At 69.8% G+C, this 20,019-nt stretch carries 24 protein-coding genes; 12 read left to right on the forward strand and 12 right to left on the reverse strand.

The genetic code is table 11. The annotated features are described in order from the left end of the window. Positions 1-36 precede the first annotated feature (36 nt). Entirely contained in the window at positions 37-1,191 is a 1,155-nt protein-coding gene (locus tag MZTS_RS06375; RefSeq protein WP_192282649.1) for an AI-2E family transporter, read from the forward strand. A 396-nt stretch (positions 1,192-1,587) separates the two neighbouring features. Here MZTS_RS06375 and MZTS_RS06380 read toward each other — a convergent pair whose 3' ends face one another. From MZTS_RS06380 to MZTS_RS25145, 3 genes are all read right to left on the reverse strand, one after another. Continuing rightward, positions 1,588-2,274, reverse strand: a complete 687-nt coding sequence (locus MZTS_RS06380; RefSeq protein WP_192282651.1) for a carbonic anhydrase — start codon at positions 2,272-2,274, stop codon at positions 1,588-1,590. A gap of 189 nt (positions 2,275-2,463) precedes the next feature. Beyond that, positions 2,464-2,988, reverse strand: a complete 525-nt coding sequence (locus MZTS_RS25140) for an NUDIX hydrolase (protein ID WP_343068712.1) — start codon at positions 2,986-2,988, stop codon at positions 2,464-2,466. Between the two features lie 33 nt (positions 2,989-3,021). Next, positions 3,022-3,765 (reverse strand): DUF429 domain-containing protein, encoded by a 744-nt coding sequence (locus MZTS_RS25145; RefSeq protein ID WP_009866672.1) that lies wholly within the window; start codon positions 3,763-3,765, stop codon positions 3,022-3,024. An 80-nt stretch (positions 3,766-3,845) separates the two neighbouring features. Here MZTS_RS25145 and dut point away from each other — a divergent pair, with 80 nt between their 5' ends. The 3 genes from dut to MZTS_RS06400 all read left to right on the forward strand — a co-directional run bounded on the left by dut (position 3,846) and on the right by MZTS_RS06400 (position 5,560). Next, positions 3,846-4,346: a dUTP diphosphatase gene (dut, locus tag MZTS_RS06390; protein WP_192282653.1), complete on the forward strand. Its 501-nt coding sequence runs from the start codon at positions 3,846-3,848 to the stop codon at positions 4,344-4,346. A gap of 175 nt (positions 4,347-4,521) precedes the next feature. Beyond that, entirely contained in the window at positions 4,522-4,719 is a 198-nt protein-coding gene (locus MZTS_RS06395) for a hypothetical protein (protein ID WP_009866670.1), read from the forward strand. A 202-nt stretch (positions 4,720-4,921) separates the two neighbouring features. Next, the gene (locus MZTS_RS06400; protein WP_009866669.1) at positions 4,922-5,560 is read left to right on the forward strand and encodes a TetR/AcrR family transcriptional regulator; all 639 of its coding nucleotides are present in this window, start codon (positions 4,922-4,924) and stop codon (positions 5,558-5,560) included. Positions 5,561-5,563: 3 nt separating this feature from the next. Here MZTS_RS06400 and MZTS_RS06405 read toward each other — a convergent pair whose 3' ends face one another. Genes MZTS_RS06405 through MZTS_RS06415 form a run of 3 tightly spaced genes read right to left on the reverse strand, consistent with a single transcriptional unit; the run spans position 5,564 to position 7,302 of the window. Next, entirely contained in the window at positions 5,564-5,908 is a 345-nt protein-coding gene (locus MZTS_RS06405; protein ID WP_192282655.1) for a DUF1330 domain-containing protein, read from the reverse strand. Between the two features lie 3 nt (positions 5,909-5,911). Then, positions 5,912-6,610, reverse strand: a complete 699-nt coding sequence (gene pyrF / locus MZTS_RS06410) for an orotidine-5'-phosphate decarboxylase (protein WP_192282657.1) — start codon at positions 6,608-6,610, stop codon at positions 5,912-5,914. A 56-nt stretch (positions 6,611-6,666) separates the two neighbouring features. After that, on the reverse strand, positions 6,667-7,302 hold the full coding sequence (locus MZTS_RS06415) for a uracil-DNA glycosylase family protein (protein ID WP_192282658.1): 636 nt from the start codon (positions 7,300-7,302) through the stop codon (positions 6,667-6,669). Between the two features lie 588 nt (positions 7,303-7,890). On the opposite strand from MZTS_RS06415, the gene mqo reads away from it, so the two are divergent. Continuing rightward, on the forward strand, positions 7,891-9,597 hold the full coding sequence (gene mqo / locus MZTS_RS06420; RefSeq protein WP_192282660.1) for a malate dehydrogenase (quinone): 1,707 nt from the start codon (positions 7,891-7,893) through the stop codon (positions 9,595-9,597). Positions 9,598-9,817: 220 nt separating this feature from the next. On the opposite strand, the gene MZTS_RS06425 is transcribed toward mqo, so the two are convergent. Then, the gene (locus MZTS_RS06425) at positions 9,818-10,528 is read right to left on the reverse strand and encodes a DUF4142 domain-containing protein (protein WP_192282661.1); all 711 of its coding nucleotides are present in this window, start codon (positions 10,526-10,528) and stop codon (positions 9,818-9,820) included. Between the two features lie 161 nt (positions 10,529-10,689). On the opposite strand from MZTS_RS06425, the gene MZTS_RS06430 reads away from it, so the two are divergent. Further along, entirely contained in the window at positions 10,690-11,802 is a 1,113-nt protein-coding gene (locus tag MZTS_RS06430) for an acyltransferase family protein (protein WP_192282662.1), read from the forward strand. A gap of 130 nt (positions 11,803-11,932) precedes the next feature. Further along, the gene (locus MZTS_RS06435; RefSeq protein ID WP_192282663.1) at positions 11,933-12,796 is read left to right on the forward strand and encodes a universal stress protein; all 864 of its coding nucleotides are present in this window, start codon (positions 11,933-11,935) and stop codon (positions 12,794-12,796) included. Positions 12,797-12,946: 150 nt separating this feature from the next. Here MZTS_RS06435 and MZTS_RS06440 read toward each other — a convergent pair whose 3' ends face one another. Further along, positions 12,947-13,096, reverse strand: a complete 150-nt coding sequence (locus tag MZTS_RS06440) for a hypothetical protein (RefSeq protein ID WP_192282664.1) — start codon at positions 13,094-13,096, stop codon at positions 12,947-12,949. 44 nt (positions 13,097-13,140) lie between these two features. On the opposite strand from MZTS_RS06440, the gene MZTS_RS25150 reads away from it, so the two are divergent. Further along, positions 13,141-13,431 (forward strand): (2Fe-2S)-binding protein, encoded by a 291-nt coding sequence (locus tag MZTS_RS25150; protein WP_246482025.1) that lies wholly within the window; start codon positions 13,141-13,143, stop codon positions 13,429-13,431. Between the two features lie 41 nt (positions 13,432-13,472). Further along, a complete protein-coding gene (gene bfr / locus MZTS_RS06445) occupies positions 13,473-13,970 on the forward strand; it encodes a bacterioferritin (RefSeq protein WP_192282665.1) in 498 nt (165 codons plus the stop codon). A gap of 58 nt (positions 13,971-14,028) precedes the next feature. Here the strand turns inward: bfr and msrA are convergent, their stop codons facing one another. From msrA to MZTS_RS06460, 3 genes are all read right to left on the reverse strand, one after another. Beyond that, complete coding sequence (msrA, locus tag MZTS_RS06450; RefSeq protein ID WP_192282666.1) at positions 14,029-14,751, reverse strand: peptide-methionine (S)-S-oxide reductase MsrA; 723 nt, start codon at positions 14,749-14,751, stop codon at positions 14,029-14,031. Between the two features lie 36 nt (positions 14,752-14,787). Continuing rightward, positions 14,788-15,273, reverse strand: a complete 486-nt coding sequence (msrB, locus tag MZTS_RS06455) for a peptide-methionine (R)-S-oxide reductase MsrB (protein WP_192282667.1) — start codon at positions 15,271-15,273, stop codon at positions 14,788-14,790. Positions 15,274-15,557: 284 nt separating this feature from the next. Continuing rightward, positions 15,558-16,412 (reverse strand): chorismate mutase, encoded by an 855-nt coding sequence (locus MZTS_RS06460; RefSeq protein WP_192282669.1) that lies wholly within the window; start codon positions 16,410-16,412, stop codon positions 15,558-15,560. A 320-nt stretch (positions 16,413-16,732) separates the two neighbouring features. Between MZTS_RS06460 and metX the strand changes: the two genes are divergently transcribed. The 3 genes from metX (at position 16,733) to MZTS_RS06475 (ending at position 19,175) form a co-directional block, all read left to right on the forward strand. Beyond that, complete coding sequence (gene metX, locus MZTS_RS06465) at positions 16,733-17,944, forward strand: homoserine O-acetyltransferase MetX (protein ID WP_192282671.1); 1,212 nt, start codon at positions 16,733-16,735, stop codon at positions 17,942-17,944. A 29-nt stretch (positions 17,945-17,973) separates the two neighbouring features. Further along, positions 17,974-18,660, forward strand: coding sequence for a methionine biosynthesis protein MetW (gene metW / locus MZTS_RS06470; RefSeq protein WP_192282673.1), 687 nt, complete (start codon positions 17,974-17,976; stop codon positions 18,658-18,660). 143 nt (positions 18,661-18,803) lie between these two features. Continuing rightward, positions 18,804-19,175 (forward strand): P-loop NTPase family protein, encoded by a 372-nt coding sequence (locus tag MZTS_RS06475; protein ID WP_246482026.1) that lies wholly within the window; start codon positions 18,804-18,806, stop codon positions 19,173-19,175. Position 19,176: 1 nt separating this feature from the next. Here the strand turns inward: MZTS_RS06475 and MZTS_RS06480 are convergent, their stop codons facing one another. Next, positions 19,177-19,968, reverse strand: coding sequence for a lysophospholipid acyltransferase family protein (locus MZTS_RS06480; protein WP_192282675.1), 792 nt, complete (start codon positions 19,966-19,968; stop codon positions 19,177-19,179). Positions 19,969-20,019 lie beyond the last annotated feature (51 nt).

Raw genomic sequence — 20,019 nt, forward strand, 5'->3', positions numbered from 1 at the left:
CCCTCACCCCGCCCTCACCCCGAACGGAATCCCTTCATGACGACGTCCCCCCACAATCCGGCCGGGGCGCGCGGCCTCGCGGCGGCGGGCATCGCGGTCGTGGCCTTCGCGGCCGGGCTCTGGCTCGCCTGGACCGCCTCGGCGACGCTGCTGCTGATCTTTTCCGGGATCCTGTTCGCCGTCTTCCTCGACGGGCTGACCCGGGGCCTCGGCTACGTGCTGCCGATCGCCCGCGGCTTCCGGCTCGCCCTCGCCTGCCTCGTGCTCGCCGGGCTCGCCCTCGGGCTCTCGGCCTTCGGCGGCGCCACCGTGGCGCGTCAGGCCCGCGATCTCGGCACCACCGTGCGCCAGCAATCGGAGACCGTGCGCGACTGGCTGAAGGAGCGCGGCATCGAGATCGACCTGTCGCAGGGCATGCCGACCGGGCCGGGAAACCAGGGGGACCATGGCGACGAAGCCGGCCGGGCCGAGGGCAAGGAGAGCGGCGGCCAGAAGCAGGGCGGCCTCGCCGGCCTCGCCTCCGGCGCGCTGAAGAGCCCCGGCTCGCTGCTCTCCGATGCCGGCAGCGTGCTCGGCCCGGCGGCGACCGTCGTGATCGGGCTGTTCAACGCCCTCGGCAACCTGCTCGTGATCGTGTTCCTCGGTGTCGCCATCGCCGCCGATCCGGGCAGCTACCGCGACGGCGCCCTACGCCTCGTTCCCCGGCGCCACCGGGAGAAGGGCGCCCGCGTGCTCGACGGATCGGGCGAGACCCTGCGGCACTGGCTGTTCGGCCAGCTCGTGACCATGGCGGCGATCTTCGTGCTGACCTGGGCCGGGCTCAGCGTCCTCGGCATCGGCGGCGCGCTGATCCTCGGGCTCCAGGCGGGCCTGCTCGCCTTCGTGCCGACCATCGGGCCGCTGATCGCCGGCGTGGTGATCGTGCTGAGCAGCCTCGCCTCCGGCTTCAACGGATTGCTCGGGGCGCTCGGCGTCTATCTCGCGGTGCAGGCGGCGGAGAGCTACGGCCTCACGCCCTTCATCCAGCGCCAAGCCCTCGACCTGCCGGCGGCGACGATCTTCGCCGGACAGCTCCTGCTCGGCGTGCTGTTCGGCCTCTGGGGCGTGGCCCTGGCCCTGCCGCTGGTGGCCGTGATCAAGGTGCTGTTGGAGGAACTCTACATCGAGGACGGGGCTGAAGCGGAGACCTGACAGCGTTGACCCCCCAATGGGCACTCGCTGTCTCACCCCGCTTGCGGGAAGCGAAGCCGGAGCGGCGGTGAGGGAGCTTCGCCGGACGAGGCGGGCCCAGAGCATCCTCCGTAATCCTCGGATCACGAAAAATTCTCTAGTTCATTGATAGTAAAGAATTTTCCCTCACGGAACCGGTAACCGCTTCCGCGGAAAATGCCCCGGCATCGTCCCCTCACCCTCGGCTGCCGCCTCGGTTCGGGGACGGTAACATCGCTGGAACCCTCTTCCCGCAAGCGGGAAGAGGGAAATGCCTCAACCGAGGCGACCAGCCGGAAACGGGATCGGACAAAGCAAAGCGCCCCCGAAGGTGTCTTCGGGGGCGCCGCCGATCGGTCGGGATGAGAGCGGGGACGTTCAGGCCGCGGTGCAGCCGATCAGCGCCGAGGCGGCGAGCGTCTGCCCGTCGCGGGAGACCACGGATTCGAACGCGCCGGTCTTCGGGTCACGGATGCGCAGCTCACCGGTCTCGATACCGAAATGTGCGCCGTGCAGCTGGAGCTTGCCCGCCTCGACGGCCTCGCGCACGAAGTCGAAGGTCATCAGGTTCTGGAGGCTCTGGCCGATCATCGCGTATTCGAGGCGGGTGAGGTAGCCCTCCTTGTCCTTGTCGTCGCCGGCCTTGGCCAGCGTCTCGGTCGCCGGCTTCACCAGCGAAACCCAGCGGCCGATGAAGTTGCCCGAGGAGAGCGGGTCGGCGCCGAGCCCGGCCGCCTTGATGCCGCCGCAGGTGGCGTGGCCGAGCACGACGATGTGCTTCACCTTCAGGGCCTGCACCGCGAACTCGATCGCCGAGGAGGTGCCGTGATAGGCGCTGTCGTGCTCGGCGGGCGGCACGATGTTGGCCACGTTGCGGATCGTGAAGATCTGGCCGGGACCGGTATCGAAGATCACCTCCGGCGCGACGCGGCTGTCGCAGCAGCCGATCAGCAGCACCTCGGGATTCTGGCCATCCTTGCCGAGCGACTCGTACTTGCGCCGCTCGTTCGGCAGGCGCTCGCCGAGGAAGCTGCGGTAGCCATCCGTCAGAACCTGAGGAAACATTACGGGGTTTCTCCTTCTTCGCTGCTGAGACCGCGATACGTTACCCAGAACGCGCAAACCGGCCGGATCCATCCACCCGGCGGATGCGCTGGCGCACATCGCGCGTTCGATGTGCGGACGGCTGGCCGTGCCGGCACGCGCCGAGCTCTGTTCGGGCCACACGGCGCGGCGCCTGTCCAGCCGGGACCGTCAGGCATGGTGCCAGTTCAGGCGGACAGCCTCGGGCGGAACGTCCCCGGATGCGATTCGTTGCGCCAGCGCGGCCAGCCCCGCGGGCTCGATCCGCTCGGCCGAGGCGGCGAGTTCGTCGAGGGGCCACCAGCGCGTCCCGCGCACGGGATTGTCCTCCGTCTCGGCGAGGCGGCTGGTATCGACGACATCGCTCGGGAGCCGCACCACGAAGTAGCGCTCGCGGGCGTGGCGCGGTGTGCGGAACAGATGAAACGGTCCGTCGCAGACGGCGACGCAGGGCCCGAGCGCCACATCCACGACGCCGATCTCCTCCGACAATTCGCGCCGGCAGGCCTCCTCGTGGGTTTCGCCCGGCTCCAGCCCGCCGCCGGGCATGAACCAGAACCCGAGCGCGTCGGGCTTGGCGGGATCGATCGGGCGCACGGCCTCGTACTCGATCAGCAACAGGCGGTTGGCGGGATCGAACACCAGGGCGCGGGCGATGTCGCGCGTCGGCAGATCGGCGTCGGGGCGATCGGTCACGGCGTGGCTCCTCAGGGCAGGGGCGGCACCCGCTCACGCCCTCGGGCGCGCGGGCGCCCAGATCACGATGGGCAGGCCATAGCTGTCGCGCTCGATCGCCTTGGGAAGCGGCTCGGCCCGGCCGAGGGCGAGGTCGCGGGCGACGACGAGGGCGGCCATGGCGTCGAGATGATCGTCGGCGGCGACCTTCGGCGGCGGCTCGGACAGGATCAGCGCCTCCGGCAGGCCGGCGATGGCGAGCAGGGATCGACGCTCGGCGAGGCCGGCAGCCCGGGCCGGCCCCTTCTTGCCGGCGGCGAGGGGCCGCTCGCCGTTGAGGCGGAAGAAGGCGACCTCGGGATGCACCTCGTGCAGGCGCGCGCGCAGGCTCGGGCGCTCACGCAGCAGGCCATCGACCTCGCGGACGTAGCGCAGGATGTTCCAGCACTGGATCGAGGGGGCGAAGGGCGGCTCGGAATGGGTCCGCGACAGGGCCTTGGCCTCGTCGTAGCTCGCCGCCTGAACCGCCGGCCGGGGCGGCACCGGAAACACGCTCGAGCGCCCCGGCCCGAGAAAGGCCCGTGCCGCCCGGTCGGCGGAGCGGCCTCCGCCGAGAACCCGGTCGGGCAGGCCGATCGGCACGTCGATGCCGGCGATCACCGGCGCCTCCGGCCCGTCGAGCAGGTCCGCCACCCGCGCGAAGCGGGCGCAGCGCCAGCGCGCCGGATCGTCGAGATCGATCAGCACCCCTGCCCAGGCGCCGCGGCACCCGTCCAGCCCCGCGATCCAGCGCGCCATTCGCCCGCCCCGATTGCTCCGCGCCGCCGCTTCGGAGAAAGCTGCCCGTCTCTCGCACCAGCCCATCCTCGCACCAGTCCATGACAGTCGGGAGCATCCCTGTGAAGGTCGGCCTCCACCTCCTCGATCCACGGCTCGCCGGCTGGGGCTTTCCCCGCTGGGGCAGCGCGGCCGCCGCCGGGCTCGACCTGCATGCCTGCCTCGACGCTCCGCTCCTGCTCGAACCGCAGGCGCCGCCCGCGCTGATCCCGGCCGGCGTCTCGGTGCGGATCGGCGATCACGACTGGTGCGGGCTGGTCTTCCCCCGCTCCGGGATGGGACACCGCGAAGGGCTGGTGCTCGGCAACGGCACCGGAGTGATCGACGCCGATTACGAGGGGCCGCTCCTGATCTCCGCCTGGAACCGCAACCCGGCGGCCGGCGGCGCGGCGATCCGCATCGAGCCGGGAGAGCGCATCGCCCAGCTCGTCTTCACGCGTGTGATGCGGCCGGACTTCGACATCCACGAAGGGGCACCGGCGCCGGAGGACGGCATGTCGGGACGCGGGCAGGGCGGCTTCGGCTCGACGGGCCGGCGCTGACGCCGCACAGGACTAAGGCAACACCGCCTATCAGGCGCCGAATGTCAGAATAAGCTTGGCCATTCGAAGTCAGAGTCGCCGGCAAACCAAGCTTTGCCGGGAGAAAGGCGACCGGTACGATTGAACTCTTTTCCGCCACTTCCGTTGTCGTCTCGCATTTCCCACGAGACGGACCATGGCCAACCACGACATCCTCGGTTTCTTCGAACACCGCAACGACGGAGCCTGGGTCTGCGTGAAGCCGTTCACGCTCAATACCCGTTCGAGCCGTGTCGATATCCGGCGCGGCATGCGCTTCGAATACGGCCGCCGCGTCGGCGGCCTCGATCTGGCCGAATATCTCGAACAGCTCGGCTCGCAATTCGGCTCCTGACGGCGCCGCGTCGGCGGCTTCGCAAGAGTCCCGACCAAGAGTCCCGCTCATGCCAGGGCGGCGGGCGCTCCGTCGCGCGTCGTCGGCACGCGACCGGATTTCTGCCGGCGGAACCCGCCAGGGTCTTCTCTGCTTTGAGGAATGACGGCCGGATCACAAGGTTTTTGACGCGGCCGGTGTCGAAGCCTAGGTATAAGCGACGATGCCAGCCGCCACGGCCCACCTCATCCCGCCCCCAGAAGAGGCCGCACCGACCACCCGGGACCGGATCCTGGAGGAGGCGGCGCGCTCCTTTCGCGAGATCGGCTACCAGAAGACCACGGTCGCCGACATCGCCCGCACGCTGAAGATGAGCCCGGCCAACGTCTACCGCTTCTTCGAATCGAAGAAGGCGATCAACGAGGCGGTGGTCGAGCGGCTCACGGGAGAGATCGAGGCGATGATCGCGGCGATCGCCGACACGCCGAAGCTCGGTGCGCCGGAGCGGTTGTCCCGGATCGTCACGGCGCTCCACGACGACAGCCGCCGCCGGTTCGAGGCGCATCCGCGCGTCCACGAGATGGTCGAGGCGGCGATGAGCGAGAGCTGGGCCGTCTGTCAGGCCCATGTCGACCGCATCGGCGCGGTGCTCGCGCGGGTGGTGGCCGACGGGGTGCGCGAGGGCGCCTTCGCGGTGACCGACCCGAAGAGCGCGGCCTCCTGCATCCACGCCGCGATCACCCGCTACTGCCATCCGGTCCTGGTGAACCGCCAGCCCGACCGCGTCGAGCCGCCGCTGCCGGTGATGATCGCCTTCCTGCTCGGGGCGCTGAGGCAGCCCCCCCGGGACGCCGAGCGGTAGGATCTATTCCGAGGCGGCACCCGGCGTTGGGGCCGGCTCCGAGAGCGCCGGCTGCGGCCCGTCATAGCCCTCGATCACCACGATGTCGGCCTCCGCGCCGCCCTTCTGCAGGGCGCGGGCGGATTGGTAGAGATCCGAGTGCCAGCAGGCGAGCGCCTCCTCGTAGCTCGGGAACTCGACGATCACGTTGCGCGCCCGCGCTTGGCCCGCCACCGCCTCGAAGGCCCCGCCGCGCGCGAGGAAGCGGCCGCCGAAGCGGGCGAAGGCGGCGCCGTTGGCGGCGGCATAGGCCTTGTAGGCCTCCGCGTCGCTCACATCGACCCGCACGATCCAGTAGCCCTTGGCCATCTCTTACGCTCCCTCCATCTCGGCGACGATCCTCTGCGCGACGGCGCGGGGATCGTCGGCTCCCGTGATCGGGCGGCCGACCACCACATGGTCGATGCCCGCCGCCCGGGCCTCGCCCGGCGTCATCACCCGCTTCTGGTCGCCGGCCTCCGTGCCGGCGGGCCGGATGCCGGGCGTCACGATCAGGCGATCGGCGCCGATGCGGGTGCGCACCGCCCGCGCCTCGGCCGCGGAGCAGACGATCCCGTCGATGCCGATCTCGGCGGCCTGTTCGGCGCGGCGCGCGACGAGGTCGGCCACCGGCAGGGCATAGCCCGCCTCGGCGGCATCCGCGTCGTCGTAGGAGGTCAGCACCGTCACCGCGAGGATCTTCAGGCCGGCTCCCCGCCCGCGCACGGCCGCCCGCATGGTCTGCGGATAGGCATGGACCGTGAGGAACGTCGCCCCGAGCGCCGAGGCCGAGCGCACGCCCTCCTCCACGGTGTTGCCGATGTCGTGCAGCTTGAGATCGAGGAAGGTCTTCTTGCCCTCCGCCGCCAGCCGCGCGGCGAAGTCGAGCCCGCCGGCATAGGCGAGGCGGTAGCCGATCTTATAGAAGGTCGCCGCGTCGCCGATGCGCGCGACCAGCCGCTCCGCTTGCCCCACATCGGGAAGGTCGAGGGCGACGATCAGGCGGTCGCGGGGATCGGTACTCTCCGGCATGAGACTCTCGCTGGTGGCACGGGCAGCGGCAGCGATCCTCTCAAGGCGACCGGGTGTCAACGCCGGACACCCATCGCCGCCGCCACCTCGGCCCGCAGCACCGGCAGAAGCTCCGCCTCGAACCAGGGGTTCTTCCGCAGCCAGCCGTTGTTGCGCCAGGAGGGATGGGGCAGGGGCAGCACCCGCGGCCGGGCGGAGGTGTCGAGGATTTCGCGCCAGCGGGCGACCGTCTCCGTGAGGCCGCCCTGGCTCGCTCCGAGGTGCCACGCTTGCGCGTATTGCCCGATCACCAGCACGAGATCGAGGCGGGGCAGCCCGGCGAGCAACTCCGTTCGCCAAGTTGGCGCACATTCGCGCCGCGGCGGCCGGTCGCCGCCCTTGGCGTCGAGTCCGGGGAAGCAGGCGCCCATCGGCAGGATCGCCACCCGCGACGGGTCGTAGAAGGCCGCCTCGGTCAGCCCGAGCCAAGCGCGCAGGCGGATGCCGGAGGGATCGCTGAACGGAATGCCGCTGCGATGCGCCCGGTTGCCCGGCGCCTGGCTGGCGATCAGCAGGCGCGCCTCGGCGCTGCCCTGGACCACCGGGCGCGGTTCATGGGGGAGAGCCGCGCCGAACCGGGGCGCGTCGCGGCAGAGGCGGCAGGCGCGCAGACGGGCGGCGGTGGCAGCGAAGGCATCGGGAACGGGCGGCATCGCCCGGAGATGGGGCGGACCGGGCTCCCGCGCGATGCGTCACCGCGCGCAAGCCCGGCCGCATCACACAAGCTTGGCACGCGTCGCGCAGAACCCACCTCACGCTCTGCATGCCTTCGCGCCGAGGGGAGGACTCCCGCGGCAGAATCTCTTGCGGCATCGCTTGCAGGATCGCGCTCGGCGAGGGTGGGGGCCGGTGTCGGCCCGAAAACTCCGCAGGGCGTGGTTCCGATCGGCGCCGCCGGCGGCCTCGTCCGGCGCAAGCTCCTGCCCGGCCCGTTCCATCTCTGAAGCGCCGGCTCCATTCCCGATCTGCGCATCGTCGGCGTGTCCCTCGACGCGCTGGCCTGACCGCCATCGGCTGAGCGGAGCCTCCGAATCGCTGCGTGATTCGCTCCCCATCATCCATGACGATGGCCAATCTGGCGTGGCGGGGCGGCCCGATCTCCGTCAACGATGTCCTAAAGCTTTTGAAATTCTGAAGTTTTCAGGGAATGCCTGCCATGTAATCACCGGGTTGTCTCGTACCCGCACCTGATGTAACGGACGTTTGAGCCGAAAGAAATTTTTGAGCGGCATGAAAATAAAATGATGACCGACGATAAAATGCACATTCCGGCCTCCGATGTGCAGAATAGCTCGCTGCCGCTCAATCGTCGGCAGATCATCGGCGGTGCGCTGGCCGGCTTGGCGGCCACCGCCCTGCCGGGCTCGCCGCTGCTCGCGGCGGGCGAGCCCCGGAAGGTCGATGTCCTGCTGATCGGCGGCGGCATCATGAGCGCCACGCTGGGCGTCTGGCTGCACGAGCTCGAGCCCGACTGGTCGCTGGAGATGGTCGAGCGGCTGGACGGCGTGGCGCTGGAAAGCTCCAACGGCTGGAACAATGCCGGCACCGGCCACTCGGCCCTGGCGGAGCTGAACTACACGCCCGAGGATTCCAAGGGCAACATCCAGATCAAGAAGGCCGTCGAGATCAACGAGGCCTTCCAGGTCACGCGCCAGTTCCTGGCTTGGCAGGTTCGGCAGGGCGTTCTGAAGAACCCCCGCTCCTTCATCAACTCCACGCCCCATATGAGCTTCGTCTGGGGTGACGAGAACATCGAATACCTGCGCAAGCGCCACGAGGCCCTCAAGGCCAGCCCGCTCTTCGCCGGAATGGAATACTCGACCGATCCCGAGCAACTGAAGAAGTGGGTCCCCCTGATGATGGAGGGGCGCGATCCGAAGCAGAAGATCGCCGCCACGTGGACGCCGATCGGCACCGATTGCGAGTGGGGCGAGGTCACCCGCCAGTACGTCGCCTCCCTGAAGGCAGGGAAGAACTTCTCCCTGCGCCTCTCCACCGAGGTTGAGGGCATGGAGCGCAACAAGGACGGCACTTGGCGCGTCACCTCCAAGAACCTGAAGGACGGCAGCCGCCAGTCGGTCGACGCCAAGTTCGTGTTCATCGGCGCGGGCGGCGGGGCGCTGCACCTGCTGCAGAAATCCGGCATCCCGGAAGCCGACGACTATGCTGGCTTCCCCGTGGGCGGCTCCTTCCTCGTCACCGACAACCAGGAGGTGGCGACGCGCCATCTCGCCAAGGCCTACGGCAAGGCCTCGGTCGGCTCGCCGCCGATGTCGGTGCCGCATCTCGACACGCGCGTGATCGACGGCAAGCGCGTGATCCTGTTCGGACCGTTCGCGACCTTCTCGACCAAGTTCCTGAAGGAAGGCTCGTATTTCGACCTGCTCTCCTCCACCACGACCAGCAACGTCTGGCCGATGGTCCGCGTCGGTGTCGAACAGTATCCGCTGATCGAGTATCTCGCCGGGCAGGTGATGCTGTCCGACGAGGACCGCTACCAAGCCCTGCGCGAGTATTTCCCGAACGCGAAGAAGGATGAATGGCGGCTGGTCCAGGCTGGCCAGCGCGTCCAGATCATCAAGCGCGATCCCGAAAAGGGCGGCGTGCTCAAGCTCGGTACCGAAGTCGTGGCCTCCAAGGATGGCAGCATCGCCGCCCTGCTCGGTGCCTCGCCGGGCGCCTCGACCGCCCCGCCGATCATGCTGGAGGTGATGCAGAAGGTCTTCGGGAAGAAGATCGCCTCTCCCGAGTGGCAGGCGAAGATCCGCGAGATCGTGCCGAGCTACGGCACCAAGCTGAACGACGATCCGCAGAAGGTCTACGAAGAGCTGGCCTATACCAGCGAGCACCTGCAGCTCACCCCGCCGCCGCAGATCGGCGCCTCGGTGAAGCCCGCTGCCACGGCCGAGACCGGCACCGTGAAGCCGGTTCCCGACATGGCGCCGTAGGCAGGTTCCTCGGCGAGAACGCGTAAAACATCCCGCCTCCTCGCGGGGGAGCGCTTCGGCGACCTTGCCGTCGCCGAAGCGAGGCGGAGTAACTCTCTGGCGGGCCAAGCGCGGGTAGGGTCTTTGTCAGGACGACGGATCGGCCGTGCCGATCCGCATACGAAAACGGCGGGCCTTTCGGTCCGCCGTTTCCTTTCCTTGGATCGGTGTTTTGCTGCGCTCAGCGGGCGCCCGGCAGGCGCTGCGCCTCGGCATAGTGGTGCTGCAGCACCGGCAGGGCCTGCTGGGCGTAGGTGCGCAGGGCCGGGTTCGGGCCGGACTGGGCGTAGGACTGGGTCATGCCGATCGTCATCTGGTGCGCCATCACCTGCTGGCGGCCGTAGAGGCGGTCGAAGCGGGCGCCGGGCGGGGTGGCGTTCAGCTCGGCCAGCATCTGCTGCTGCTGCGGGTTCGGCTGAACCACGGTGGTGCCTGCCGTGGTATCGACGTCGAAGGCACGGCTGCCCGCCGCCGCGCCGCGGGCCGCACCGGCACCGGCGCCCTCAATCGCGCCGACCGGACCGCCCTGCAGCGTGCCACCGACCACACCGGTCGCCACGCCCGTCGCCGCGCCGACCGCGCCGCCGGCAATGGCGAGCGGCGCCTCGACCAGACCGCCGACGAGGCCGCCGGGGCCGGCATTGCGGGCGGCGACGTAGTTGCGCTCGCCGCCGACCAGGGCGACGTTGGCGGCCTGGTGGTCACGCAGCGCCTCGCGGGCATAGGCCCGCACCGCCGGGTTGCGGCTCTTCTGCAGCGCGATCTGGCTGGACTGGATTTCGAAGGCATTCGCCTGCATGGCGTCCAGACGGAAATCGCCCCCGACCTGGGCGAAGGCGGGGGTGGCCATGATGGCGACGAACGCGGACGCAGCAGCGTATTGCTTCAACATAGGAAACCTCGGATATCGGATTGCCGACATGAAAACCGGCCTCGACGCGCGGTTCGACCGGGCGAAGCCATGAAGATCACTTCGACGCGACAACGGCGACCTTCCTGTCTGGTTCCCCAAATTTGACTAAGCTTTTTCTTAATCAGACTGAGCGAGGGAGATTGATCCTCGTCCAGGCTTTGCGCGCCGTGGCCGCCGTGCTGGTGGTGATCCACCATGCCCAGAACGAGGCGGCGATCTTGGCGGCACGCACGGACACTGTGTTTCATCCGAGCACGGTCCTGCCCTGGCCGGCGGGGGTCGATGTCTTCTTCGTCATTTCCGGCTTCATCATCGTCCATGCCGCCGGTCCGCTCTACGCGCGGCCGGGCGCGCGCCGCCGCTTCATCGCCCACCGCATCGCCCGGCTCGTGCCGCTCTACTGGCTGGTGACGGGGCTCTACCTCGCCCTCGGCTTCGCGGCCCCGGCCCTGCTCAGCGGCGAGGGAGGGGCGCCGGACGGGGCGAGGGCCCTCGCCTCGTTCCTGTTCTGGCCGGTGGCGCGGGCGGACGGGGCGGTGCTGCCGCTCTACAGTCTCGGCTGGACCCTGAACTATGAGATGGCGTTCTACGCCCTCTTCGCCCTGGGGCTCGGATGGTCGCGCCGGGGAGCCGTGACCTGGCTCGTCGGAGCGTGGGCGCTCATCGTCCTCGCCGGCCGGCTGCTGCCCGGCCTGCCGGTTCCCCTGGCCTTCTGGTCGGATCCGATCGTTCTCGAATTCATCCTCGGCGCCGGCCTCGCCGCGATCCGGGCGGAGGGGTTTTGCCTTGGCGCCTCGGCCCGGATCGCCCTCGCCATGGCCGGCTTCGCGGGCCTCGCTGTTGCGCCGGCCGAGCCGGCAGTGCGGTTCCTGGCCTGGGGGCTGCCGGCGGCCTGCCTCGTCGCGGCGGCGGTGCTCGGTCGGGACCGGCCGGAGCTGGTCCGAAGCGGCGGGGTCGCCCCTGCCTTCGCCCCTGCCTTCGCCCTCGCGGAGCGGCTGGGCGATGCGTCCTACGCCCTCTACCTGCTGCATCCCTTCGTGCTGCGGGCCGGCCGCGAGATGCTGCTGCGGACGGGCCTCGCGCCGCTCCTCGGGCCCTGGCCGAGCCTCGTCCTGATGGTCGCGCTGACGCTCCCCGTCGCCCTCCTCGCCCACCGTGTCGTGGAGCGGCCCCTGACCCGCCTCGTCCGCGCCCGGCTCGATCCCGCGCCGCCCGCCGGGGCGGCGAGACCGGCCGGGCCCCCCGGAGGATGAGCCCGGGGCAGAAGGCAGGGGTGATCGCTTGCGAGCGAGCGCCCTGGGATGGCGGGGCCGGGCCGGTTTCCCGTTCGGCCGTTTCGATCTAGCTTTCCGCCGTCCACCTTCTCCATGCCCGAGGCCGGCCATGAAGACCCTGCTCGTCCCGGTCACCCTGCACGATGCCCTGCCCTCCGTGTTCGAGACGGCGTTGCTGGTGGCGCGCCGCTTCGGCAGTCTGATCGAGGGCGTGGCCCTGCGCCCGGCCCTGGCCGAATACGTGCCCGTCGACATGGTCGGCGGCATGACCTGGCTGCGGGACGAGGAGGCCGATCAGGCCGAGGCCCAGGATGCGGGCCAGCGCTTCGTGGCGGCGATGGAGGCCGCGGGTCTGCCCCGGCGCGAGCCCGGGGCCTCCTGCAGCCCGGACGCGGCGGCCCAGGCCGGTCCGCGCTACCGCTGGCAGCCGGACGTGCCCCCCGGTGACGCCTTCCTCGGCCAGTATGCGCGGCTGTTCTCGGCCACGGTGGTCGGCCGGCCCGGCGCCGACGACGGGTCCCCGCGCATGACCACCTTCGAGACGGCCCTGTTCGAGAGCGGGCGCCCGATCATCCTGGCGCCCCCGACGCCGCCGGCCTGTCTCGGCGAGGCGATCCTGATCGCCTGGAACGGTTCGACCGAGACCGCCCGGGCCATCGCTTTCGCCATGCCGTTCCTGCGCCGCGCCCGGCGCGTCCTCGTGGTCAGCGCCGAGGGCGGCATGGTGCCGGGCCCGAGCGCCGAGGACGTGGCCCGCTCGCTCGGGATCGAGGGGATCGAGGCCAGCCACAAGGCCCTGCCCGCCGGGCGCCGCACGCCGGGCGAACTCTATCTCGACACCGCCGAATCGTTCGGCTGCGACCTGATGATCAAGGGCGCCTATACCCAGAGCCGCCTGCGTCAGATGATCTTCGGCGGACCGACCAGCCACATCCTGTCGCACGCGACCATGCCGGTGCTGATGGCGCACTGAGCCCGCGGCAGGGTCCTCCGGCACATCAGTGCCGACCTTTTGCGTTGTCCATGAACGGGTTCGGTGGTGCCAACCGCCCGACGCCGTGCCGCCCTGCGGGTGGCATGACCGGCCTCCATGGGCAGATCGCGCCGTATTCAATTGTGCGCATCAGGAGTTGCCAGAGGCCGGTTCGATCGCTAAATTGCTGAAAAGCTTGAACTTTTCAATCATTCTAATCTGCGATTGCCCAAAAATGGCCGGTTTAGGCTGGCTTTGAGCAGGGGGAATGATCGGGAGGCTTCGGGCCTCGTTGGCCATGACGGCCGCGATCCGACAGGCACGACAGGTTTGCGATAGCCCGCATGATCGTCTGCTCTTGTAACGTCCTTTCCGACGGGCAGGTCCGCGCGTGCCTGCAACCGGGGCCGGGTTGTCCCCGCACCCCCGCGCAGGTCTATGGGTGCCTCGGATGCAGCGCGAAATGCGGGCGCTGCGCCCGCACGATTCGCTCGATCCTGCGCAAGGCGCTGGACGAGGCGGCCGCCCATGCCAGCCACCCATCACCCGCCCATGCCTGCAGCTCGTCCTGCGAAGCCTCTTGCAGTTTGGGATCATTCCAAACTACAAGGCCCTCCGAGGGCGTCGCAGCCTGAGACGACCGATCGTTCGTCCCGACGCCTCTGAGGATTGGGGAATGAAGGGCGACGCCAAGGTCATCGAGTATCTCAACCGCGGCCTGCGCAGCGAGCTGACCGCCGTGAGCCAGTACTGGCTGCATTTCCGCCTGCTGAACGATTGGGGCTACGTCGACCTCGCCAAGTTCTGGCGCAAGGAATCGATCGAGGAGATGAACCACGCCGACCGGTTCATCGACCGGATCCTGTTCCTCGACGGCTTCCCGAACCTGCAGGAGCTCGACCCGCTGCGGATCGGCCAGAACGTGCAGGAGATCATCGAGTGCGACCTGGCCGCCGAGAACGAGGCGCGCGCGCTCTATCTCGAAGCCGCCCAGTACTGCGATTCGATCAACGACCGCGTGTCGAAGATCCTGTTCGAGGAACTGGCTTCCGATGAGGAAGGCCATATCGACTTCCTCGAGACCCAGCTCGACCTGATCGGCCAGATCGGCCTGCCGCTCTACGCCCAGCGCCATATCGGCGGCCTGGAGCAGATCGCCCCCGAGAAGGACTGAGCGAAAGCGGCCCCCCTCGCGCAAGAGGGGGGCGCTGCTCGCTTCGGGTAGGACCGGTTCAGGCCGGCGGGCGGCCCACCAGCACCGGCTGGGCGTTCGCCCGCTCGGGGAACAGAGCCTTGAGATCCCGCAGCTTCGGCGTGTCGTTGGCGACGATGTAGCCGTTGTTCGGGTGCAGGGTCATGTAGTCCTGGTGGTAGCCCTCCGCCGGGTAGAAGGCGCCGGATTCGATCCGCGTGGCGATGGGTTTGTCGAAGGCCTTCGCCCGGTCGAGCTGGGCGATATAGGCCCGGGCCACCGTTGCCTGGCCCTCGTCGGCGGGGAACAGCGCCGAGCGGTATTGCGGGCCGGTATCCGGGCCCTGCCGGTCGACCTCGGTCGGATCGAGCGCCACCGAGAAGAAGATCTGCAAAAGCTCGTCGTAGCGGATCACCGCCGGGTCGTACGTGACTTGCACCGCCTCCGCATGTCCGGTGCGGCCGGTGCCGACCTGCTCGTAGCGGGCGCTGGCCCGGTCGCCGCCGGCATAGCCCGAAACCGCCTTGGTCACGCCCTTCACGTGCTGGAACACGCCCTGCACGCCCCAGAAGCAGCCGCCGGCGAAGGTCGCCGTGCGCAGGCCGGCGCCTTCCTGGGCCGTCATCGCCGCCTCCGGCAGGCGCCGTCCCGCCTCCTCGGCGGAGGCCGGAACCAGGGGCAGCGCGGCGCAGGCGAGCAGGGCGAGGCCCGCCACGCCGCCGAGCCACCGCCCCGTGCGGGGATGGAAGCGATCACGCGTCATGCTCTCGATCTCCTCAAGTCGGGTTCGTCGGAGACGTCAGGCCGGTCCGGCGGCGGGCTCGAAGCGCAGGGAGACGCCGTTCATGCAGTAGCGCAGGCCGGTGGGCTTCGGCCCATCCTCGAAGACATGGCCGAGATGGCCGCCGCAGCGGCGGCAATGCACCTCCGTGCGCCGCATGCCGTAGGCGGTGTCGACCTGGGTGCCGACCGCGTCGGGCAGGGGTTCGAAGAAGCTCGGCCAGCCGGTGCCGCTCTCGAACTTGGTCCGTGAGGAGAACAGCGGCAGGTCGCAGCCGGCGCAGACGAAGCGGCCGGGACGCTTCTCAGCGTTGAGCGGGCTGGTATGGGCCCGCTCGGTGCCGTGCTCGCGCAGCACCCTGTAGGCGGCCGGGGAGAGGAGGCGGCGCCACTCCTCCTCGGACTTCTCCACCTCGAAGCCGGCGAAGGCGGGGTTCACGAGGCGGGAGGCCGCGAGCAGCCCCAGGAACGAGGCTCCGGCACGCAGGGTCTGTCGGCGGTTCATGCGCGGTCTCCGATCGGAGGCGCGGCCGGCCGAATCCGGCGGCGCGATCATCAATCGTGCGCAATCGATAGCACGAAACCGGCGGGGTTGCCGCGAAGACCAACCGCCGCACGGTCGAGCCCTCGGCCAAAAGAAACCCCGCAGCCCACAAAGGGGCGCGGGGTGAAGGGTTTGGTCGATCATCGCCTCGAAGGGACGTTCGAGGCGGCTCTCTGGTTAAGCCGGGTTCGCCCGGTCCGCATTGACATCCGTTAGGGGGGCGACAGCCGATCGATCCAACCTGCTCACACCCGGAAGCGGGCGGCGTGGCTGCCGACCTCGTCGAGGATCGTCGCGCCGGCTTCGACCCGCGCCAGGGCCTCGCCGAGCTGGCGCGGGCCGACGCCGCCGGGCACGGCGAGCAGCAGGCTCACCCCCTCCGCCGCTTCGCTGCGGGCCACCACCTCACCGTAGAGATCGTGCAGCGCCCGCTCGCTCTCCGGGGCGAAGCCCGGGGCGCGCACGGCGTAGAGCACCCAATCGCGCTGCGCCGCCGCCGGATCGTCGAGGGGATTGGCGACCACGAAGACCGGCGTGCCCGCCGGGTGGGCCGGGCGCTCGATGAAGGGCAGGCGGGCGATCACCTTCGGCCGCCCCTCGCCGACCAGGCTCTCCCACCAGGGCCGGGGCGCGCCGGCCCCGTCCTTGCCCAGCCGGAAGATGCCGAGATCCCCCCGCGAGCCGGCCACCGCCTCGATCACCGCCGCGCAGTTCGGGTGCGGCCGGTAGGGCACGGTGAAACCGAAATGGAAGCGGGCCGAATCGCGCATCCCGGCATCGCCCGCCGAGATGTCGGCATGGACCGAGAACGGCGCCTGGACCCAGGTGAAGGTCGCGATGATGACCCGCCAGATGCCCTCCACGGTGTCGAGGGGAAGGAGGCCCCGGTGCCGCTCGGCGATGCGCCGCATCATCGAGGCCTCGCGGCCGGGCCGGAAGGCCGAGCCCGAGCCCTGGGTGCGCTTGACCGCGATCAGCCGGTCGATGATCGCCCCGCGCTGGATCAGCAGCGCATGCATCTCGGCGTCGATCCGGTCGATCTCGGCGCGCAGTTCGGCGAGGTTGTCCAGGGAGGGCGCGGGTCGCGTGGTGAAGCGCATGGGGCCAGGGGTCCTGGAGCCGGGGTCCGGGCGGGAGGTCGAAGCCGTGTGTACGATTCGGCGCGGCGAAGGGCCAGGGTCTAGGCATGTGCGCCGTCGAACACCGCTCACCCATGCACCCGTGCCGCGCGTTGACGGGTTTGGGCGCGCACATTACCTCCGTTCGTCAGCCGGCCAAGACATGCGCTCGACACCATCTTCTCCCGAAGACAGGCATTCGAGAGCGTATCGTTCCACGAGCCCGCCCGCGACGCCGGTGGGAATGTCGGCGGCGGGCCGCTCGGGGGATCGGTTTCAGGGGCGGGCACCCGGGACGCACGATGGATTCCACCCTGACCCAGAAGGCCGAGCAGAGCACGGAGAGCGGCCGGCAGGAGGCGACGCGCCGGACGGAGACCTCACCGGCGTCCGACCCGCGCAGCCCCGTGATGCTGTTTTCCGCCGACGAACCCCTCGCCATGGATTCCGGCGCCCGGCTCGGACCCTTCCAGATCGCCTACCAGACCGCCGGCACCCTCAATGCCCAGCGCTCCAACGCGGTGCTGATCTGCCACGCGCTCACCGGCGACCAGCATTTCGCCCATCGCCATCCGGTGACGGGCAAGCCCGGCTGGTGGGAAACCCTGGTGGGGCCGGGCAAGCCGGTCGACACCGACCGCTACTTCGTCGTCTGCTCCAACGTGATCGGGAGCTGTATGGGCTCCACCGGGCCCGCCTCCCTCAACCCCGAGACCGGACGGCCCTACGGGCTCGATTTTCCGCTGGTGACCATCCGCGACATGGTCCGGGCCCAGGCGATGCTGCTCGATAAGCTCGGCATCCCCGATCTGTTCCTCTGCATCGGCGGCTCGATGGGCGGGATGCAGGTGCTGCAATGGGCCTCGCTCTTCCCGGAGCGGGTCTTCTCCGCCATGCCCATCGCCACGGGGGCGCGGCACTCGGCCCAGAACATCGCCTTCCACGAGGTCGGCCGTCAGGCGATCATGGCCGATCCCGCCTGGGAAGAGGGGCGCTATCTCGAAGCCGGCACCCGGCCGGCCAAGGGCCTCGGCGTCGCGCGGATGGGCGCGCACATCACCTACCTGTCCGAGCCGGCGCTGCACCGCAAGTTCGGCCGCCGCCTCCAGAACCGGGCGGCACCGACCTTCTCCTTCAATGCCGACTTCCAGATCGAGAGCTACCTGCGCCACCAGGGGCTCAGCTTCGTCGAGCGCTTCGACGCCAACGCCTATCTCTATCTCACCCGGGCGATGGACTATTTCGACCTCGCCGAGGACCATGGCGGCGTGCTCGCCAACGCCTTCCGCGGCTCGAAGACCCGCTTCTGCGTGATGTCCTTCACCTCGGACTGGCTGTTTCCCACCGCCGATTCCCGCGCCATCGTCCACGCGCTCAATGCGGTCGCCGCCCCGGTCGCCTTCGTCGAGGTCGAGAGCGACAAGGGCCACGACGCCTTCCTGCTCGACGAGCCGGCGATGTTCTCCGCCGCCCGCGGCTTCATCGATGCGGCGGCACGGGCAAGAGGACTTTGACGCGGGCTCGTGACGAGGGCTGTGACCGAATGACCGACAGCTTCACCGACGCGGCTTCCGGCGCGCCCTGGGAGGCCGCCGAGGCCCTGCCCCGGGGCGAGGGTACGGCGCGCATCGACCACATCGTCGTGCTCGGCCTCGTGCCGCCGGGGGCGCGGGTGCTCGATATCGGCTGCGGCGACGGCTCGCTGCTGGCGCTGCTGCGCGACCGGCGCGGCGTCGACGGACGCGGCATCGAACTCTCCCGCGAGGGCGTGAATGCCTGCCTCGCGCGGGGCCTGCCGGTGATCCAGGGCGACGCCGACACCGATCTCGCCAATTACCCCGACGACGCCTTCGACGTGGTGGTGTTGTCCCAGACCATCCAGGCGACCCGCAACCCGCGCATCGTGCTGGAGCACCTGCTGCGGATCGGCCGGCAGGTCATCATCTCCTTCCCGAATTTCGGCCATTGGCGGGTGCGGGCCGAACTCGCCTTCCGCGGCCGGATGCCGGTCACCGAGATCATGCCGGAGACATGGTACGAGACGCCGAACATCCACCACTGCACCATCCGCGACTTCGTCGGCCTGTGCCGCATCGTCGGCGCCCGCATCGAGAAGGCCACCGCCCTCGATGCGCGGGGCCGGCCGATGCGCTTCTCGATGCCGTGGTGGTTCTGGAACCTGATCGGCGCGCAGGGGGTGTTTCTGTTGAGGCGCGGCGGCCGGGGGTGAGCGAACCGGCTCCCCTTTCGCCTCGGCGGATCGTGGTGCTCGGGCCACCGGGAAGTGGAAAATCAACCCTGGCCCGAGATCTCGGCCGTCGGCATGGCCTCCCGGTCTTTCATCTCGACCGGATCTATTGGCGCCCCGGTTGGGTGGCGGCCGAACCCGCTGTCTTCCGCGCCGAGATCGAGCGGATCGCGGCCCTGCCGGCCTGGATCATGGACGGCAACTACACCGACACCATCGCACCCCGGTTTGCGGCGGCGGATCTGGTGGTGACGTTGGACATGCCGTCCTGGCTCTGCACGATGCGGGTTCTGCGCCGAACCCTGTCGAACCTCGGCACGGTTCGGCCGGAGGGACCCGCGGGCTGCCCCGAACAGCTCACCGTGGCATTTCTTCGCTACACCGCGACATGGAATCGGCTGCGCCGCGCCCGCACTCTGACGCTGACCGAAAGCTTTCCCGGTTCTCGGGTCGTCCTGCGCGGGCCCTCGGCAGTTCGCGCCTTCACGCGCGGCTAGATCACAGCGTCCCGGACGAATCCGCTGCGGGCGTCGATCCGCCCATCGCCACGGCGACGGGATGGCCGTGGCGGGCGAGGTCGGCCCGGCCCTCGGCCAGCAGCGCGTCGGAGGCGGTCTCGATCCGGGTCTGCACTTCGGTGAGGAAGGCGGCGCGGGTCAACCCCGGCGGGATCACCGGCAGGAACTCGATCACCGTCGTGCCCGGCATGCGGCGGAACCCCCGGCGGCGCCAGTAGAGGCCGGTGTTCAGCGCCACCGGCAGGCAGGGCACGTTCAGGGTCGCATAGAGGTGGGAGGCACCCTGCTTGTAGGCCGGCGGCGCCCCGGCCGGGCGGCGGGTCCCTTCCGGGAAGATGATGAGCTGGCGCCCGTCGCCGATCGCCTGCGCCGCCGCCTTGTTCATCGTCGCCATCGCCCTGGCGCCCTTGGAGCGGTCGATCGGCACCATGCCACCCCGGCCGAAATACCAGCCGACGACGGGCACCCACATCAGCTCGCGCTTCAGCACATAGGCGAAATCGTCGAACGGGATCGTCAGTGCCAGGGTTTCGAGGGCCGATTGGTGCTTGGCGGCGACCAGCAGCGGCCCCTTCGGGATGTTCTCCAAGCCGCGGAATTCGACGCGGGTGCCGCCCACGACCCGCAGCAGCCACAGCACCGTGCGCCCCCAGAACTGCGCCACCCGGATCACGCCTTTGCGCGAGGCGAAGGCGGGCAGCCCCAGAAGCGCGATCAGCGCCGTCGCGACGTAGAAGCACAGGTTGAAGGCGAGCGAACGGAAGAGGAGCATCGGGGGTCCGCGTGAAAGGCGTGCGGCTCCTTTATCGCGGGCGCCCGCGAT

This window comes from Methylorubrum zatmanii (genome assembly GCF_014845115.1).
Lineage (GTDB): Bacteria > Pseudomonadota > Alphaproteobacteria > Rhizobiales > Beijerinckiaceae > Methylobacterium > Methylobacterium zatmanii.

Coding starts and splice junctions, on each gene's coding strand:
- MZTS_RS06405 (WP_192282655.1), bottom strand. CDS start 5,908: ATGGCCAAGGGCTACTGGATCGTGCGGGTCGATGTGAGCGACGCGGAG.
- MZTS_RS06395 (WP_009866670.1), top strand. CDS start 4,522: ATGGCCAACCACGACATCCTCGGTTTCTTCGAACACCGCAACGACGGA.
- MZTS_RS06415 (WP_192282658.1), bottom strand. CDS start 7,302: ATGCCGCCCGTTCCCGATGCCTTCGCTGCCACCGCCGCCCGTCTGCGC.
- MZTS_RS06440 (WP_192282664.1), bottom strand. CDS start 13,096: ATGGCCAACGAGGCCCGAAGCCTCCCGATCATTCCCCCTGCTCAAAGC.
- msrA (WP_192282666.1), bottom strand. CDS start 14,751: ATGACGCGTGATCGCTTCCATCCCCGCACGGGGCGGTGGCTCGGCGGC.
- metW (WP_192282673.1), top strand. CDS start 17,974: ATGACCGACAGCTTCACCGACGCGGCTTCCGGCGCGCCCTGGGAGGCC.
- pyrF (WP_192282657.1), bottom strand. CDS start 6,610: ATGCCGGAGAGTACCGATCCCCGCGACCGCCTGATCGTCGCCCTCGAC.
- MZTS_RS06375 (WP_192282649.1), top strand. CDS start 37: ATGACGACGTCCCCCCACAATCCGGCCGGGGCGCGCGGCCTCGCGGCG.
- MZTS_RS06380 (WP_192282651.1), bottom strand. CDS start 2,274: ATGTTTCCTCAGGTTCTGACGGATGGCTACCGCAGCTTCCTCGGCGAG.
- msrB (WP_192282667.1), bottom strand. CDS start 15,273: ATGAACCGCCGACAGACCCTGCGTGCCGGAGCCTCGTTCCTGGGGCTG.
- MZTS_RS06425 (WP_192282661.1), bottom strand. CDS start 10,528: ATGTTGAAGCAATACGCTGCTGCGTCCGCGTTCGTCGCCATCATGGCC.
- metX (WP_192282671.1), top strand. CDS start 16,733: ATGGATTCCACCCTGACCCAGAAGGCCGAGCAGAGCACGGAGAGCGGC.
- bfr (WP_192282665.1), top strand. CDS start 13,473: ATGAAGGGCGACGCCAAGGTCATCGAGTATCTCAACCGCGGCCTGCGC.
- dut (WP_192282653.1), top strand. CDS start 3,846: ATGACAGTCGGGAGCATCCCTGTGAAGGTCGGCCTCCACCTCCTCGAT.
- MZTS_RS06480 (WP_192282675.1), bottom strand. CDS start 19,968: ATGCTCCTCTTCCGTTCGCTCGCCTTCAACCTGTGCTTCTACGTCGCG.
- MZTS_RS06460 (WP_192282669.1), bottom strand. CDS start 16,412: ATGCGCTTCACCACGCGACCCGCGCCCTCCCTGGACAACCTCGCCGAA.
- MZTS_RS06400 (WP_009866669.1), top strand. CDS start 4,922: ATGCCAGCCGCCACGGCCCACCTCATCCCGCCCCCAGAAGAGGCCGCA.
- mqo (WP_192282660.1), top strand. CDS start 7,891: ATGATGACCGACGATAAAATGCACATTCCGGCCTCCGATGTGCAGAAT.
- MZTS_RS25145 (WP_009866672.1), bottom strand. CDS start 3,765: ATGGCGCGCTGGATCGCGGGGCTGGACGGGTGCCGCGGCGCCTGGGCA.
- MZTS_RS06435 (WP_192282663.1), top strand. CDS start 11,933: ATGAAGACCCTGCTCGTCCCGGTCACCCTGCACGATGCCCTGCCCTCC.
- MZTS_RS25150 (WP_246482025.1), top strand. CDS start 13,141: ATGATCGTCTGCTCTTGTAACGTCCTTTCCGACGGGCAGGTCCGCGCG.